This is a genomic window from Streptacidiphilus melanogenes (assembly GCF_000787835.1).
In the GTDB taxonomy this organism is placed as follows: Bacteria; Actinomycetota; Actinomycetes; order Streptomycetales; family Streptomycetaceae; genus Streptacidiphilus; species Streptacidiphilus melanogenes.
Window position 1 is genome coordinate 1 of the sequence record NZ_BBPP01000065.1, and the last position, 14,120, is coordinate 14,120.

Genomic DNA, 14,120 nt, shown 5'->3' on the forward strand with positions numbered 1-14,120 from the left:
CTTCTTCCGGTCAGACGGGGCGGGGAAGGGCGACGACGGCAGGGGTGAGTGTGCGGCGCAGGCGGCCGAAGGCCTTGGCCTGATCGACCGCCAGAACGGCGACGGGGCGGCCCTCGCGGTGGTACACGGCCGCGAAGCAGCGGCTCTCCAGGTCGCCCTGGACGACCTTCGGCACGTCGCCGGGCCGGACGTGTCCGGCGAACTGGATGCGACTGCGGTACTGGTCGGACCAGAAGTACGGGGCGGTGGCCGGTCCCGGCGCGGAGACGCCGGTCAGCAGGGTGCGTGCGGCGGTGCGGGGCTGTTCGGTGGCACTGGTCCAGTGCTCGACGCGGGTGTGGCCGCCGGTGAACAGGTCGAGGCAGCGGGCGACGTCGCCCACCGCCACCACGTTCGGGACGTCCGTCGCGCAGCCCGCGTCGCACACGACGCCGTCCTCGATCCGCAGCCCGGAGCCTTCGAGCCAGTCCGTGGCCGGGCGGGCCCCGACGCCGACCACGACGACGTCGGCGGGGACGAGTCGGCCGTCCGCCAGTCGCACACCGGTGACCCGGTCCGTGCCCTCCAGCGCGGCGACGCCGACCCCGCACAACAGCCGGACCCCGTGGTCCGCGTGGAACGAGGCGCAGACGCGGCCCATCTCGCGTCCCAGCGCCCGCTCCAGCGGCGCCTCGGCGGCCTCGATCACGGTGACGTCGAGCCCCATGGCGCGCGCGGAGGAGGCCACCTCGGCGCCGACGAAGCCTGCGCCGACGACGGCGACCGCCGGCCGTCCCGAGACGAGCTCGGCGCGCAGCACCCGGGCGTCGTCCAGCGTGCGCAGGGTGTGCACGCCGACGAGCCCCCGGGCTCCCGGGAGGGTCCGCGCGGCGGCCCCGGTCGCGATCACCACCGCGTCGGCGCCGAGTTCACGCCCGTCGGACAGCGTCACCGCCCGGGCCGCCGCGTCGAGTCGCACCGCGCGCACGCCGAGCTGCCAGTCGGCGGCGAGGTCCGCGTACTCCTCCGCGTCGCCGAGCGCGAGAGCGTCCGCGTCGAGCTCACCGGTCAGGAACCCCTTGGACAGCGGCGGGCGGTCGTAGGGCAGTCGGTGCTCCTCCCCCACGACGGTCACCGCCCCCGCGTAGCCCTCCTCGCGCAGCGCGCGGACGGCGCCGAGGCCCGCGAGCGAGGCCCCGACGACGAGGACGCTCCTCATGCGGGCCCGGCGACGGTGACGTCACCGGTGACCTCGGCGGCGACCTCACCGGCGACGCCCACGGCGACGTGGATCAGCACCAGACCGTCCACGACCTCGACGCGGTGGGTGCGCAGCGCGGCCTTCGCGGGCGGGCAGGTCGGCCGACCGGTGCGCAGGTCGAAGGAGCTGGCGTGCAGCGGGCATTCGACCAGGCAGCCCTCGAGCCAGCCGTCCGCCAGGGACGCGTCCTGGTGTGTGCAGGTGTCGTCCACGGCGTAGAGGACGCCGTCGGCGTTGAAGACGGCGATGGGAGCGGGAACACCCTCCGTGACGCGGAGGGCCTCACCGGGGGGCAGGTCTTCGATCCGGCAGACCGTGATCACTCGGAACCTCCAGGGCGTCGCAAGTGTCGCGTATCACGCAACAGGATGCGGTATACGCAACATGGTTTCCCCGGGCTGAAGTACTGTCAAGAGGCCCCGCAGGCCGCGCAGGCCCGTATGCGGATGCATAATGTTGCGCCATGAGCAACAGCGTGCAGCCGGAGTCCCCCGTGCAGTCCGTCGACCGGGCCGTCACGATCCTCGAGATCCTGGCCTCGCGTGGCGAGGCCGGCGTCACCGAGATCGCCGCCGAGCTCGGCGTGCACAAGTCCACGGCGTTCCGGCTCGTCGCGGCGCTGGAGCTGCGCGGGCTGGTCGAACAGCCGGGCGAGCGCGGCAAGTACCGCCTCGGCCTCGGCCTGGTCCGCCTCGCCGGAGCGGCGACGGTGCGGCTGGACCTGTCCCAGCAGAGCCGGCCGGTCTGCGAGCGGCTCGCGGTCGCGGTCGCGGAGACCATCAACGTGGCGATCCTCGACGTCGACGCCGCCGTCAACATCGAGCAGGTGCTCGGGCCTTCGGCGATCACGACGCACAACTGGGTCGGCCAGCGGACGCCGCTGCACGCGACGTCGAGCGGCAAGGTGCTGCTCGCCTACCTGCCCGAGCCCGCGCTGACCCAGCGGCTCGCCGAGCCGCTGGAGCGCTTCACCGCGCGCACCGTCACCGACCCGGCCCGCCTGCGCAAGCAGCTGGACGCCGCCCGTAAGGACGGCTACGCCTGCACGGTCGAGGAGTTGGAGACCGGCCTGAACGCGGTGGCGGCACCGGTCTTCGCCCACAACGGCCAGGTCGTGGCGGCGATCAGCGCCTCCGGCCCGTCCTTCCGCCTCGCCAAGCCCCGTCTGGCCGAGGTGGCGAAGGCGGTCCGCGACGCCGCCGGGGAGGTCTCCGGCCGCCTCGGGTACGTGCCCGCCCGCTGACGGGTCCGCCCACCCCGGTGGAACCCCCGAGGGCGCCCGGAAATCCAGGTGCGGCGGCGGGGCGGCCTGGCTACCGTCGGAACGTGGCCCACACGTATCCCCCGCTGAACGTCGAAGTCCGCACGCCGCGCGTGACCCTGGCCGGCGCGTCCGACGAACTGCTGGAACGTCTCGTGCCGCTGGTCCGGGCCGGGATCGCCGACACCGAGCCGTGGCCCTTCGACGACCCGATCTCGTTCTACGCCGACAGCCCCGAACGCGAATGGCGCTGGCTGCGCGGCATCTGGGCCGGCCGCGCCCGCGTGAGCCCCGACGCGTGGCGGCTGTACTTCGCGGTGCTCGTCGACGGTGAACCGGTCGGCATGCAGGACCTCATCGGCAGGAACTTCACGCGGTTCGGCACGGTCTCCAGCTTCTCGTGGCTGGCCCCTGGCCGCCGCGGACAGGGGCTCGGCAAGGAGATGCGGGCGGCCGTCCTGCAGTTGGCCTTCGCGGGGCTGGGCGCCCGCGAGGCCGGCAGCGACGCCTTCGTCGACAACGAGGCCTCCAACCGCGTCTCCCGCGGGCTGGGCTACGAACCCAACGGCACCGACTGGGACACTCGCCGCGGCGAGCCCGCACGGATCCAGCAGTGGCGGCTCACCCGTGACGCGTGGGAACGCGTCCGCCGGGACGACATCGAGCTGAGCGGCGTCGCGGAGTGTCTGCCCGTGCTGGGCCTCGGCTGAGGGAAAACCCTTTGGCTCACCACCTGTTCGATTCGTAGGCTGAGAGCACCACGAAGGACGCGGACCAGCGGACTTCACTGGCCTGTAGCTCAGTTGGACAGAGCGCCCGGCTACGAACCGGGAGGTCGCGGGTTCAAGTCCTGCCAGGCCAACGGCGTCGTACCCCAACGGCAGAGGGATCCGGTTCAGGACCGGAACAGTGTGCGTTCGAATCGCACCGACGCTACGCAAGGCGCTGTGGCCCAATGGGTAGAGGCAGCGGTCTGAGGGACCGCACGGTGCAGGTTCGAATCCTGTCAGCGCTACGGAGAGATGGCCGAGTGGTAAGGCAGCGGCTTGCTAAGCCGTAGTCAGGGGCGACCCTGCGCGCGTTCGATCCGCGCTCTCTCCGCGTTGGAAGTCTCCGAAGTCTCCCACCGAGGGCCTGTAGTTCAACGGCAGAACGCCCGGCTCCAACCCGGGTGATGTGGGTTCGAATCCTGCCGGGCCTGCCCAGGCCTCCGGGTGGGTGCGCCGAAGCGCACCCACCCGGAGGCGCGACAGCTCAGGTCTCGGGCACGAGCTCCAGCGGGGCTGCTGCCGCGACGCCGCGGCGGTAGCGCAGGTAGAGGCCGAGGCCCACCGCGGTGATGACCGCCGTGAAGACGATCGCCCCCCACTGGTAGTACCAGTGGTCGTTCCCGTAGACCGACGCGCGCGGCCAGGCCAGGTTGACCGTCATGGCTGCGCCGTAGAGGACCGCGAAGGCGTTCACCGGGGTGCCCCACCGGCCGAGGTTGAGGTAGGGGCCGTGGTCCGGGCGGGGCCACTCGCCGCGCAGGCGGCGCAGCAGCATCGGGCCGGTGACCATCAGGTAGGGGATGTAGAAGAGGATGATCGCGACCGAGGTGAGGATGTAGAAGACACGCTGGTTGCCGATGTTGACCAGCAGCAGGGCGATCGTCAGCACACCGGTGATCAGCGCCGGCGCCACCGGCGTCTTGGAACGCGGGGAGACCTTGGCGATGTGCTTCCCGAAGGGCAGTCTGCCGTCGCGGGCCATGGCGAACAGCAGCCGGATCGCGGCCGTCTGGACCGCGAGGCAGCAGACGGTGATGGCGATGGCCGAGCAGACCAGGAAGGCGTCGCCGAGACCCGTGCCGAGGGTGGACTTGAGCAGGTACGGCATGCCGAGGGTGCCCAGCTGCTGGGCGTTGATGTCGCCGACGGCCATCATCCCCACCAGCATCAACAGCCCGCCCGCGAGGAACGCGGCGGTCAGCGCGCGGATGATGGCGCGCGGGGCGTGCCGCCGCGGCTCCTTGGTCTCCTCGGCGAGGGAGCCCGCCGTGTCGAAGCCGTAGAAGACGTAGGCGCTCATGATGGAGGCGACCAGGAAGGCACCGAGGTAGCCCGTGGAGTGGCCGGCCCCGGTGCCCGCGGTCGTCATCACGACCTGCGGTCCGCGGTGGATGTGGACGGCGAGCATGACGATCAGCAACGTGACGCCGATGAGCTCGACCGCCACACCGAAGTTGTTGATCTTTGCCATCAGGCGCACGCCGATGATGTTGACGAGCGTGGTGAACACCACCAGGCCCAGCGCCAGCAGGATCGCGTTCTTCGCCCCGTTCGGCGTCGTGGTCGCCCCGGCGTCGGAGGCGCCGCCCACGATCTCGAAGGCGAGCGACACCTGGGGCAGGATCACCTGGTACGCCACGGCCACGGCCGCCGCCGTGACGACCGCGCCGATGGCCATGATCCAGCCGGACATCCACGAGGTGACCGGCCGGGCGATCTGCTTGGACCACTGGTAGACGCCGCCGGCCAGCGGGAACTGGCCGGCCATCTCGGCGAAGCAGAGCGCGACGGCGAGCTGGCCGAGGAAGACCAGCGGCCAGGACCAGATGAAGGCCGGGCCGCCCGCGCCGAAGCCGAAGCCGAAGAGCTGGAAGACCCCGGTCATGATCGAGATGTAGCTGAAGCCGGCGGCGAAGCTGGAGAAGGACCCGAGGGACCGCTCCAGCTCCTGCCGGTACCCGAAGCGGGCCAGATCGTGGCTGTCCTGGCCTGGTTGTCTGGGGGTGGCGGTCTTTCCTGAGGTGCTCATGGGCGCTCCAGAGACTGTGACGCGGCGCTGCGCGGGGAGATGCGGTGCGGTGTGGGAATCGCTAGGGCCCGAGGGCCGTCAGTCGGCGAACCAGTACTGGGGCGCGGGGTTGAGCGTGCGCCAGACGTGCTTGGTCTCCTGGTACTCGCGCAGGCCGGAGGGGCCGAGTTCACGGCCGGTGCCGGACTGCTTGAAACCGCCCCACTCGGCCTGCGGCACGTAGGGGTGGTAGTCGTTGATCCACACGGTGCCCAGGCGCAGGCGCTGCGCGACGCGCTCCGCGCGCCCTGCGTCGTTCGTCCACACCGCGCCCGCCAGGCCGTAGGGGGTGTCGTTGGCCAGGGCGACGGCCTCGTCCTCCTCGTCGAACAGCTCGACCGTCAGCACCGGGCCGAAGACCTCCTCACGGACCACCGCCATACCGGGATGACACTCCGTCAGGACCGTGGGGCGCAGGAAGTGCCCGGCCTGGAGCTCGGCTTGGTCCGGCCGGACGCCGCCTGCGCGCAGGACGGCGCCTTCGGCGAGCGCGCCCGCAAGGTGGCGCTCCACCTTCGCACGGTGCTCGGCGGAGACCAGCGGACCGCACTCGGTGCCCTTGGCGAGGCCGTCGCCGAGCCGGATCCGGTCGGCGCGGCGGGCCAGCTCCGCGACGAACTCGGCGTGCCGTCCGCGCTGGAGCAGCAGCCGGGAGCCGGCGGAGCAGACCTGGCCGGAGTGGAGGAAGGCGGCGGTGAGCGCGTAGTCGACAGCCGTGTCGAGGTCCGTGTCGGCGAAGACGATGTTGGGGTTCTTGCCGCCGAGCTCCAGGGCGACTTTCTTGACCGTCTCGGCGGCCGCGCGCATGACGGACCGCCCGGTGGCCAGGCCGCCGGTGAAGGAGACGAGGTCCACGCCCGGATGCTCCGCCAGCGCGGCGCCCGCCGGGCCGCCTCCGGTGACGAGGTTGGCCGTGCCGGCCGGGGCGCCCGCCTCGTCGAGGCCCGCCTGCAGCAGTTCGAAGAGGCGGACGGTGGTGAGCGGGGTGACCTCGCTGGGCTTGGCGACGACGGTGTTGCCTGCCGCCAGCGCAGGGGCGAGCTTCCAGGTGATCTGGAGCAGCGGGTAGTTCCAGGGCGTGATCAACGCGCAGACGCCGACCGGCTCGTGGACGACGCGACTGACCGCGTCCGGGCGGCCGGTGTCGACCGTCCGGCCGGCCTCGGTGGTCGCCAGCGCGGCGTAGTAGCGCAGCACGGAGGTGGAGTCGTCGACGTCGAAGCGACTCTCGGCCAGGGTCTTGCCCGTGTCGAGGGTCTCCAGCCGGGCCAGCTCCTCGCGGTGCTCCTGCAGCGCGTCGGCGGTGGCGGTGAGGACCGCGGCGCGCCGCGCGACCGGCGCGTGCGCCCAGGCGCCCACGTCGAAGGCGGCGCGGGCGGAACGCACCGCCCGGTCCACGTCGGCGGTCGACGCCTCCGCCACTGTGGCGAGATCACTCGCGTCGAAAGGGTTGGTGACGATCCGTTCGCGACCGTCCGCGGCTGCGGACCAGGAACCGTCGATGAACAGGGAAGTGGTGCGGACCACGGGCCGCATGAACAGCCGCCTCCTCGCATTGTTGCGCGATAAGCAACATTTACCTTCATTCGCAACGTGCCGCCGAGTATGGAAGTGGTGCAAACGGGGTGTCAAGGGGGCTGACAGGCACCCGGAGTCTTGACAGGCATCCCCCGGGAACCGACCCTGTTTCACATCGCGCAATTCATTGCGTCATAGGCAACAGTCAGGGTGGATCTCCCAACTCCCCGAGGGGATGGATCACTTGACCGCTCTTCCGAAAGTCGTGATCGTCGGCGCCGGGATCGTCGGCTGCGCGCTGGCAGACGAACTCACCGCGCGCGGCTGGACCGACGTCACCGTGCTCGACCAGGGGCCGCTCTTCGCCACCGGCGGCTCCAGCTCTCACGCGCCCGGTCTCGTCTTCCAGACCAACTCCTCCAAGACGATGACCGAGTTCGCGCGCTACACCGTCGACAAGTACACGGCGCTGACCCTCGACGGCCAGTGGTGCTTCCGCCAGGTCGGCGGCCTGGAGGTGGCGACGACGCCGGAACGCGTCGAGGAACTCAAGCGCAAGCACGGCTACGCCGCCTCCTGGGGCGTGCAGGCCGAGTTGGTCGACGCGGGCCGCTGCGTCGAGCTGCATCCGCTGCTCGCCCGCGGCCAGGTGCTGGCCGGCCTGCACACCCCCGACGACGGCCTGGCCAAGGCGCTGCGCGCGGCGGAGGCGCAGGCCCGGATGGCGATCGGCCGCGGCGCACGCTTCCTCGGCCACCACGCGGTGACCGGCGTCGAGTCGAGCGGCGGCCGGGTCACCGCGGTCACCACCGAGCACGGCTCGTTCCCTGCCGACATCGTCGTCTCCTGCGTGGGGTTCTGGGGGCCGAGGCTGGGCGCGATGGCCGGGCTCGCCGTGCCGTTGGTGCCGATGGCCCACCAGTACGCGCGGACCACCCCTCTCGCGGCGCTTGCCGGACACAACTCCGAACTGCTGGAGGCCTCCAAGCCGATCCTGCGGCACCAGGACCGCGACCTCTACTTCCGCGAGCACGTGGACCGCATCGGCATCGGCTCCTACGCGCACCGCCCGCTCCCCGTCGACCTCGCCGAGGTCGCCGAGGCCGGGGGGCCGGTGATGCCGTCGATGCTGCCCTTCACCGAGGAGGACTTCGAGCCGTCCTGGCTGGACGCGCAGGCCCTGCTGCCCGCACTCTCCGCCACCAAGGTCGAGGAGGGCTTCAACGGCATCTTCTCGTTCACCCCCGACGGCTTCCCGCTGCTGGGCGAAGCGCCCGAACTGCGCGGCTTCTGGGTCGCGGAGGCGGTGTGGGTCACCCACTCGGCCGGCGTGGCACAGGCGATGGCGCAGTGGCTGGTCGACGGCCGGTCGCAGACCGACCTGCACGAGTGCGACCTGAACCGCTTCGAGCAGGTGCAGCTCGCGCCCGGGTACGTGCACCGGCGCAGCTGCCAGAACTTCGTCGAGGTCTACGACATCATCCACCCGCTCCAGCCGATGCAGGAGCCGCGCCCGCTGCGGGTCAGCCCCTTCCACGCCCGGCAACGGGAGTTGGGCGCGGTCTTCCTGGAGGCCTCGGGGTGGGAGCGGCCGCACTGGTTCGAGGCCAACGCCTCGCTCCTGGGGGAGACGGCCGAGATCCCGGGCCGGAACGCGTGGGCGTCGCGGTACTGGTCGCCGATCGCGGGGGCCGAGGCGCTGGCGACACGCGCGCGGGTCGCCCTCTACGACATGACGCCGCTGAAGCGCCTGGAGGTCTCCGGCCGCGGGGCACTGGACTTCCTCCAGCAGCTGACCACCAACCAACTGGACAAGCCCGTCGGCGCGGTCACCTACACGCTGCTTCTCGACGAGGCGGGCGGCGTGCGCAGCGACCTGACGGTGGCGCGCCTCGGCCCCGACCGCTTCCAGGTGGGCGCGAACGGCAATCTCGACCTGGACTGGCTGACCGGCAACCTGCCGGACGGCTCCCCCGTCCAGATCCGCGACATCACCGGCGGCACCTGCTGCGTGGGGGTGTGGGGCCCGCTCGCCCGCGAGCTGGTCCAGCCGCTGACGGACGCCGACTTCTCACACCGCGGGTTCGGCTACTTCAAGGCGAAGCAGGCGTACGTCGGCAACGTGCCGGTCACGGCCATGCGGCTGTCCTACGTCGGCGAGCTGGGTTGGGAGCTGTACACCACAGCGGACGCCGGGCAGCAGCTGTGGGACACGCTGTGGCGGGCCGGGGAGCGGCTCGGCGTCGTGGCCGCAGGGCGCAGTGCGTTCAACAGCCTGCGACTGGAGAAGGGTTACCGCTCCTGGGGCACCGATCTGACGGCGGAGCACAACCCGTACGAGGCGGGCCTCGGCTTCGCGGTCCGGATGGACAAGGGCGACTTCCTCGGGCGCGCGGCACTGGTCGGCCTCTCCGAGGAGACGGCGGCCCGCCGGCTCGTCCCCCTCCTGCTGGACGACCCGCACGCGGTGGTCATGGGCAAGGAGCCCGTGCGCGCCGAAGGCGCGCCGGTCGGCTACGTCACGAGCGCGGCGTACGGCTACACGATCGGGAAGTCGATCGCGTACGCCTGGCTGCCGGCGTCGCTGGCTGCGCCGGGGACGCGGGTGGGGATCGAGTACTTCGGCGAGGTGCTGCCCGCAGTCGTCGCGAAGGAGCCGCTGTTCGATCCGGGGATGGCCCGCATCCGCGCCTAGGGATCGGAGCAACCACCGGCGCGCGAATGGCTCCTCTGTTCCCACCGTTTTAGAAAGGTGTCCGAAGTGACCGCGACCGAACTGCCCGCCAGCCTGATCCGGACTCTGCCCGGTTCCGCGTACACCGATCCCCAGATCTTCGCCCTGGAGCAGGAGAAGATCTTCGAGACGATGTGGTTCTGTGCCGTCCGCACCTCCGAGCTGGACGCGCCCGGCAGGTTCCGCACCGTGCAGGTCGGGCGGGAGAGCGTGCTGGTGACCCGCACCCGGGAGGGCTCGGTGAAGGCCTTCCTCAACATCTGCCGCCACCGCGGCGCCCGCCTGTGCACACAGGAGGAAGGGGAGGTCAAGCGCGCCTTCCAGTGCCCGTACCACGCGTGGACCTACGGCCTGGACGGCAAGCTCGTCGCCGCGCCCAACCTGACCAGCATGCCGGACGTCGACCGGACCACCTACGGGCTGGTGGGCGTGCACGTCCGCGAGTGGCTGGGGTACGTCTGGGTCTGCCTGGCGGACGAGCCGCCGTCCTTCGAGGAGGACGTGATGGGCGCCGCGACGGAACGGCTCGGCGACCCGAAGGCGATCGACCACTACCAGGCCGACGAGCTCGCCGTCGGCCGGCGCATCCGGTACGACGTGCGCGCCAACTGGAAGCTCGTCGTCGAGAACTTCATGGAGTGCTACCACTGCGCCACCATCCACCCGGAGCTGACCGACATGCTGCCGGAGTTCAAGGGCGGCTTCGCGGCGCAGTACTACGTGGGCCACGGAGCCGAGTTCGCCGACGAGGCGGAGGGCTTCACCGTGGACGGCAGCGCGGGCGTCGCGCGGATCCCGGGCGTCACCGAGGAGCAGGACCGCCGCTACTACGCGATCACCGTCAAGCCGCAGGTCTTCGTCAACCTCGTGCCGGACCACGTGATCGTGCTGCGGATGATCCCGCTCGCCGCAGACCACACGGTCGTCGAGTGCGACTGGCTCTTCCTCAAGGACGTGGTGGACTCCGGCGCCGACCTGGACCGTTCCGTGGAGCTGTTCCACCGGGTGAACACGCAGGACTTCGAGGCCTGCGAGCGCTGCCAGCCCGCCATGGACTCGCGCGCCTACGCCCAGGGTGGTGTGCTCGTGCCCAGCGAGCACCACATCGGGGCCTTCCACGAGTGGGTGACGGCAAAGCTCCGCGACTGATCCCGGTGTCGTCCCGTACCGTCAGTTCCGACCACTCACAACGAAAGGTGTCGCGTCATGCCGCAGCAGGTCCGAGGAGTCGTCGCGCCCGGCAAGGGCGAGCCGGTACGCGTGGAGACGATCGTCGTGCCCGACCCCAGCCCCGGCGAGGCGGTGGTCGCGGTGCAGGCCTGCGGGGTGTGCCACACCGACCTGCACTACCGCGAGGGCGGCATCAACGACGACTTCCCGTTTCTGCTCGGCCACGAGGCCGCGGGCGTGGTGGAGGCGGTCGGCGAGGGCGTGACCGAGGTCGCCCCGGGCGACTTCGTCGTCCTCAACTGGCGCGCCGTCTGCGGCCAGTGCCGGGCCTGTCTGCGCGGACGCCCCTGGTACTGCTTCAACACCCACAACGCCAAGCAGAAGATGACCCTGGCCGCCACCGGGCAGGAGCTCTCCCCCGCCCTCGGCATCGGCGCGTTCGCGGAGAAGACGCTGGTCGCGGCCGGGCAGTGCACCAAGGTCGACCCGGCCGTGTCCCCGGCCGTCGCCGGGCTGCTCGGCTGCGGCGTCATGGCCGGCATCGGCGCGGCGATCAACACCGGCAACGTGGGCCGCGGCGACAGCGTCGCCGTCATCGGCTGCGGCGGCGTCGGCGGGGCGGCGATCATGGGCTCCCGGCTGGCCGGCGCCTCGAAGATCATCGCGGTGGACGTGGACGAGCGGAAGCTGGCGACCGCGCAGCGCCTCGGCGCCACCCACACCGTGCTGTCCGGGCCCGGGCAGGGCGACGTCGTCGAGGCGATCCAGGCACTGACCGGCGGCTTCGGCGCGGACGTCGTGATCGAGGCGGTCGGTCGACCGGAGACCTACCGGCAGGCCTTCTACGCCCGCGACCTGGCCGGCACGGTCGTGCTGGTCGGCGTGCCGACCCCGGAGATGCGGCTGGAACTGCCGCTGCTGGACGTCTTCGGCCGCGGCGGAGCGCTGAAGTCCTCCTGGTACGGCGACTGCCTGCCCTCACGCGACTTCCCGATGCTGATCGACCTCCACCTGCAGGGCCGCCTGGACCTGGACGCCTTCGTCACCGAGACCATCGCCCTGGACCAGGTCGAGCAGGCCTTCACGCGGATGCACGACGGGGACGTGCTCCGCTCGGTGGTGGTCTTCTGATGACCGCCCGCGTCGAACACCTGGAGACCTCAGGCGTCTTCACCCTGGACGGCGGCAGCTGGGAGGTGGAGAACAACGTGTGGCTGGTCGGGGACGACCGCAGCGTCCTGGTCATCGACGCGGCCCACGACGCGGAGGCGGTCCTGCGGGCCGTGGGCGAGCGCGAGGTCACCGCGGTGGTGTGCACGCACGCCCACAACGACCACGTCAACGCGGCTCCGGCGCTGGCCGACCGCACCGGCGCGCCGATCCTGCTGCACCCCGACGACCTGCCCCTGTGGGAGCAGACCCACCCGGCCCGGAAGCCCGACGGCGACCTGGCGGACGGCTCGGTCCTCACCGTCGCGGGGACCGAACTCCACGTCCTCCACACGCCGGGACACGCGCCCGGCGCGGTCTGCCTCTACGCGCCGGCGCTCGCCACCGTCTTCACGGGCGACACCCTCTTCGCGGGCGGCCCCGGCGCGACGGGGCGGTCCTTCTCCGACTTCCCCACCATCATCCGCTCCATCGCCGACCGGCTGCTGACGCTCCCCCCGGACACCGTCGTCCGCACCGGCCACGGCCCGACCACCACGATCGCCGCCGAGGCCCCGCACCTGCAGGAGTGGATCGCCCGCGGCCACTGACCCGACCTCACCCCGTGACCGCCTCCGCCCCGCCGACTCCGGTCCGCGGGGCGGATGCGTGTCAGCCGGGCACGGGTCACGCCGCCTTGGCTTCGCGGATGTCCGCCTCCGCGGCCGCGCGCTTCACCGCCTCGCAGCCCTTCTCGGCGATCGTTCGCGTGGGGTAGGACTCACCCACGGCGACGATCTCCCCGTTCCCGGCCTTGAGCCTGAATCGCCACTGGTGGGCCTTGTCCTCGTAGACCTCGAAGTGAGCGGACATGAGCGTCTCCCTCGGTGTAGCGGTTTCCGGGGCGCGCCACCCGTCGCGGCGGGCCGGCATCCGAGGTCCGGGGGCGACTACTCCCAGACGTCCGGGCCGTCTCCGCGCCAGTCGACGACCCCGGGGCGGTGGAGGTCTTCGGGGTTCATCCCGCACTGGGCCATGATCGCTTTGACGTCGTCCGGCGAGTACGCGCGCCCGACCTCCAGGTCGAGGATGTCGACACGCCGGTACGGGCGCCCTGCCGCGTCGGCAACGGCGCGGTGGACGGTCACCCGGGCACTGCCCTCGCCCGCTGCGAAGACCTGACCACTCATACGTCCAGGGTGCGCCCGGGCAGTCGTCTCGGCACCTCGGACCCGCGCCTTCGTGCCCCGGGGCCGCCAACGGGCCGGGTCGCCCGGGATACCGGCGTCCGCGGGTTCGTGAGCCCCACCGCCGGGCCGGAGTGCCGTGTGACCGTCCACCAGTCGAACGGCGGCATCACGGTCCAGGCCGTGACGCGCGGCCAGACCGCCTGCACACGCTGGCTGCTGGACGCGGACATCGCCTCGTACGCCGTCGTGCACCACGACGACCGGTCCCCCGGCGGGCCGCCGCCCGCCGGAGCACCGGGTCGGATCAGGTCAGTCCTCGATCTCGATGCCCTGGCCGGAGCCGCTGGTCGAGGTCACGGCCTCCAGGGTGCCGGGCAGCACGTCGCTGCACAGGACGATGGAGCCACCGGAGTACCGGACGTACCCGGCCGTGCACGCGCCCCAGTTGCCGTTTCCGTAGTAGAGCCAGCCCTCGTAGCTGACGCCGACCCTGCCCGACCACAGGTTGAAGTCGTGGCAGGTCGTCGTGGTGGGCTTGGTGAACGTCGTCCCGCCGAAGATCTCCGGGAGGCCGTGCACGTTGGTGCCCTGCTGGCTCGTCGTGCCGTTCACGAACACGCACGCGGCCGCGGCCGGCTTCGCCGCCGCGTCGGCCGGGGCCGCGGCGACGGCCGTCACGCCCCCGATCAGTCCGAGGGCCGCGGCCCCGGTCACGAGTCGCCTGGGCATCCTCATGTGATCCTCCTTCGTGTTGGTCGAGTGTGCGTGCCCTCGCCGAGGGCACGGCCAGACTCTCCGCTGCGAAGCGCCGGGCGCGAGACCCGCCGGGCATCTGACAGCAACACGGGAAGGCACCCCTGCTGAGCTGCGACGTCACGCCGTCCCATGACGACCCGCCGGGACGGTTCCGCGGCCCCGCGGGCCCACACCACCGACAGCCCCCGCCGTCGCGACCTGCCGTGAGCGACCGCTGACGGACAGCGACACCCGCGCCGGCGCGGCCGCGCACGGTGGTGTGCG

13 protein-coding genes and 5 tRNA genes are annotated in these 14,120 nt (G+C 71.8%); 11 read left to right on the plus strand and 7 right to left on the minus strand.

Annotated features, from left to right (window positions below; all coding sequences use genetic code 11):
* Positions 1-10: 10 nt before the first annotated feature.
* Positions 11-1,198 (minus strand): NAD(P)/FAD-dependent oxidoreductase, encoded by a 1,188-nt coding sequence (locus tag TR49_RS36680; RefSeq protein ID WP_042390152.1) that lies wholly within the window; start codon positions 1,196-1,198, stop codon positions 11-13.
* Positions 1,195-1,563 carry a bifunctional 3-phenylpropionate/cinnamic acid dioxygenase ferredoxin subunit gene (locus TR49_RS36685; RefSeq protein WP_042390153.1) on the minus strand — a complete coding sequence of 123 codons (369 nt, stop codon included), beginning with the start codon at positions 1,561-1,563 and terminating at the stop codon, positions 1,195-1,197. The genes TR49_RS36680 and TR49_RS36685 overlap by 4 nt, the downstream gene beginning before the upstream one ends.
* Before the next feature lie 140 nt (positions 1,564-1,703).
* On the opposite strand from TR49_RS36685, the gene TR49_RS36690 reads away from it, so the two are divergent.
* From TR49_RS36690 to TR49_RS36720, 7 genes are all read left to right on the plus strand, one after another.
* Complete coding sequence (locus tag TR49_RS36690; RefSeq protein ID WP_174501637.1) at positions 1,704-2,483, plus strand: IclR family transcriptional regulator; 780 nt, start codon at positions 1,704-1,706, stop codon at positions 2,481-2,483.
* An 83-nt stretch (positions 2,484-2,566) separates the two neighbouring features.
* Positions 2,567-3,211: a GNAT family N-acetyltransferase gene (locus TR49_RS36695; protein ID WP_042390154.1), complete on the plus strand. Its 645-nt coding sequence runs from the start codon at positions 2,567-2,569 to the stop codon at positions 3,209-3,211.
* A 78-nt stretch (positions 3,212-3,289) separates the two neighbouring features.
* Positions 3,290-3,363, plus strand: a tRNA-Arg gene (locus TR49_RS36700).
* Position 3,364: 1 nt separating this feature from the next.
* A tRNA-Leu gene (locus tag TR49_RS36705) sits at positions 3,365-3,437 on the plus strand.
* A 5-nt stretch (positions 3,438-3,442) separates the two neighbouring features.
* Positions 3,443-3,516 (plus strand) — tRNA-Leu (locus tag TR49_RS36710).
* A 1-nt stretch (position 3,517) separates the two neighbouring features.
* A tRNA-Ser gene (locus tag TR49_RS36715) sits at positions 3,518-3,602 on the plus strand.
* 29 nt (positions 3,603-3,631) lie between these two features.
* A tRNA-Trp gene (locus TR49_RS36720) sits at positions 3,632-3,702 on the plus strand.
* A gap of 53 nt (positions 3,703-3,755) precedes the next feature.
* Here TR49_RS36720 and TR49_RS36725 read toward each other — a convergent pair.
* Complete coding sequence (locus tag TR49_RS36725) at positions 3,756-5,300, minus strand: APC family permease (RefSeq protein ID WP_042390155.1); 1,545 nt, start codon at positions 5,298-5,300, stop codon at positions 3,756-3,758.
* 78 nt (positions 5,301-5,378) lie between these two features.
* A complete protein-coding gene (locus TR49_RS36730) occupies positions 5,379-6,875 on the minus strand; it encodes an aldehyde dehydrogenase family protein (protein WP_042390156.1) in 1,497 nt (498 codons plus the stop codon).
* Positions 6,876-7,101: 226 nt separating this feature from the next.
* Between TR49_RS36730 and TR49_RS36735 the strand changes: the two genes are divergently transcribed.
* The 4 genes from TR49_RS36735 to TR49_RS36750 all read left to right on the plus strand — a co-directional run bounded on the left by TR49_RS36735 (position 7,102) and on the right by TR49_RS36750 (position 12,521).
* Positions 7,102-9,552 (plus strand): GcvT family protein, encoded by a 2,451-nt coding sequence (locus TR49_RS36735; RefSeq protein ID WP_152627656.1) that lies wholly within the window; start codon positions 7,102-7,104, stop codon positions 9,550-9,552.
* A gap of 66 nt (positions 9,553-9,618) precedes the next feature.
* On the plus strand, positions 9,619-10,740 hold the full coding sequence (locus tag TR49_RS36740; RefSeq protein ID WP_042390158.1) for an aromatic ring-hydroxylating oxygenase subunit alpha: 1,122 nt from the start codon (positions 9,619-9,621) through the stop codon (positions 10,738-10,740).
* A gap of 57 nt (positions 10,741-10,797) precedes the next feature.
* Positions 10,798-11,892: an S-(hydroxymethyl)mycothiol dehydrogenase gene (locus TR49_RS36745; RefSeq protein ID WP_042390159.1), complete on the plus strand. Its 1,095-nt coding sequence runs from the start codon at positions 10,798-10,800 to the stop codon at positions 11,890-11,892.
* Positions 11,892-12,521: an MBL fold metallo-hydrolase gene (locus TR49_RS36750; RefSeq protein ID WP_042390160.1), complete on the plus strand. Its 630-nt coding sequence runs from the start codon at positions 11,892-11,894 to the stop codon at positions 12,519-12,521. The genes TR49_RS36745 and TR49_RS36750 overlap by 1 nt, the downstream gene beginning before the upstream one ends.
* Positions 12,522-12,597: 76 nt before the next feature.
* Here the strand turns inward: TR49_RS36750 and TR49_RS36755 are convergent, their stop codons facing one another.
* From TR49_RS36755 to TR49_RS36765, 3 genes are all read right to left on the minus strand, one after another.
* A complete protein-coding gene (locus TR49_RS36755) occupies positions 12,598-12,783 on the minus strand; it encodes a YegP family protein (protein ID WP_042390161.1) in 186 nt (61 codons plus the stop codon).
* A 77-nt stretch (positions 12,784-12,860) separates the two neighbouring features.
* Positions 12,861-13,100, minus strand: a complete 240-nt coding sequence (locus tag TR49_RS36760) for a hypothetical protein (protein WP_042390162.1) — start codon at positions 13,098-13,100, stop codon at positions 12,861-12,863.
* Between the two features lie 309 nt (positions 13,101-13,409).
* The gene (locus tag TR49_RS36765) at positions 13,410-13,835 is read right to left on the minus strand and encodes a hypothetical protein (protein ID WP_152627657.1); all 426 of its coding nucleotides are present in this window, start codon (positions 13,833-13,835) and stop codon (positions 13,410-13,412) included.
* Between the last annotated feature and the right edge of the window lie 285 nt (positions 13,836-14,120).

Coding starts and splice junctions, on each gene's coding strand:
- TR49_RS36680 (WP_042390152.1), bottom strand. CDS start 1,198: ATGAGGAGCGTCCTCGTCGTCGGGGCCTCGCTCGCGGGCCTCGGCGCC.
- TR49_RS36690 (WP_174501637.1), top strand. CDS start 1,704: ATGAGCAACAGCGTGCAGCCGGAGTCCCCCGTGCAGTCCGTCGACCGG.
- TR49_RS36725 (WP_042390155.1), bottom strand. CDS start 5,300: ATGAGCACCTCAGGAAAGACCGCCACCCCCAGACAACCAGGCCAGGAC.
- TR49_RS36730 (WP_042390156.1), bottom strand. CDS start 6,875: ATGCGGCCCGTGGTCCGCACCACTTCCCTGTTCATCGACGGTTCCTGG.
- TR49_RS36745 (WP_042390159.1), top strand. CDS start 10,798: ATGCCGCAGCAGGTCCGAGGAGTCGTCGCGCCCGGCAAGGGCGAGCCG.
- TR49_RS36750 (WP_042390160.1), top strand. CDS start 11,892: ATGACCGCCCGCGTCGAACACCTGGAGACCTCAGGCGTCTTCACCCTG.
- TR49_RS36755 (WP_042390161.1), bottom strand. CDS start 12,783: ATGTCCGCTCACTTCGAGGTCTACGAGGACAAGGCCCACCAGTGGCGA.
- TR49_RS36760 (WP_042390162.1), bottom strand. CDS start 13,100: ATGAGTGGTCAGGTCTTCGCAGCGGGCGAGGGCAGTGCCCGGGTGACC.
- TR49_RS36765 (WP_152627657.1), bottom strand. CDS start 13,835: ATGAGGATGCCCAGGCGACTCGTGACCGGGGCCGCGGCCCTCGGACTG.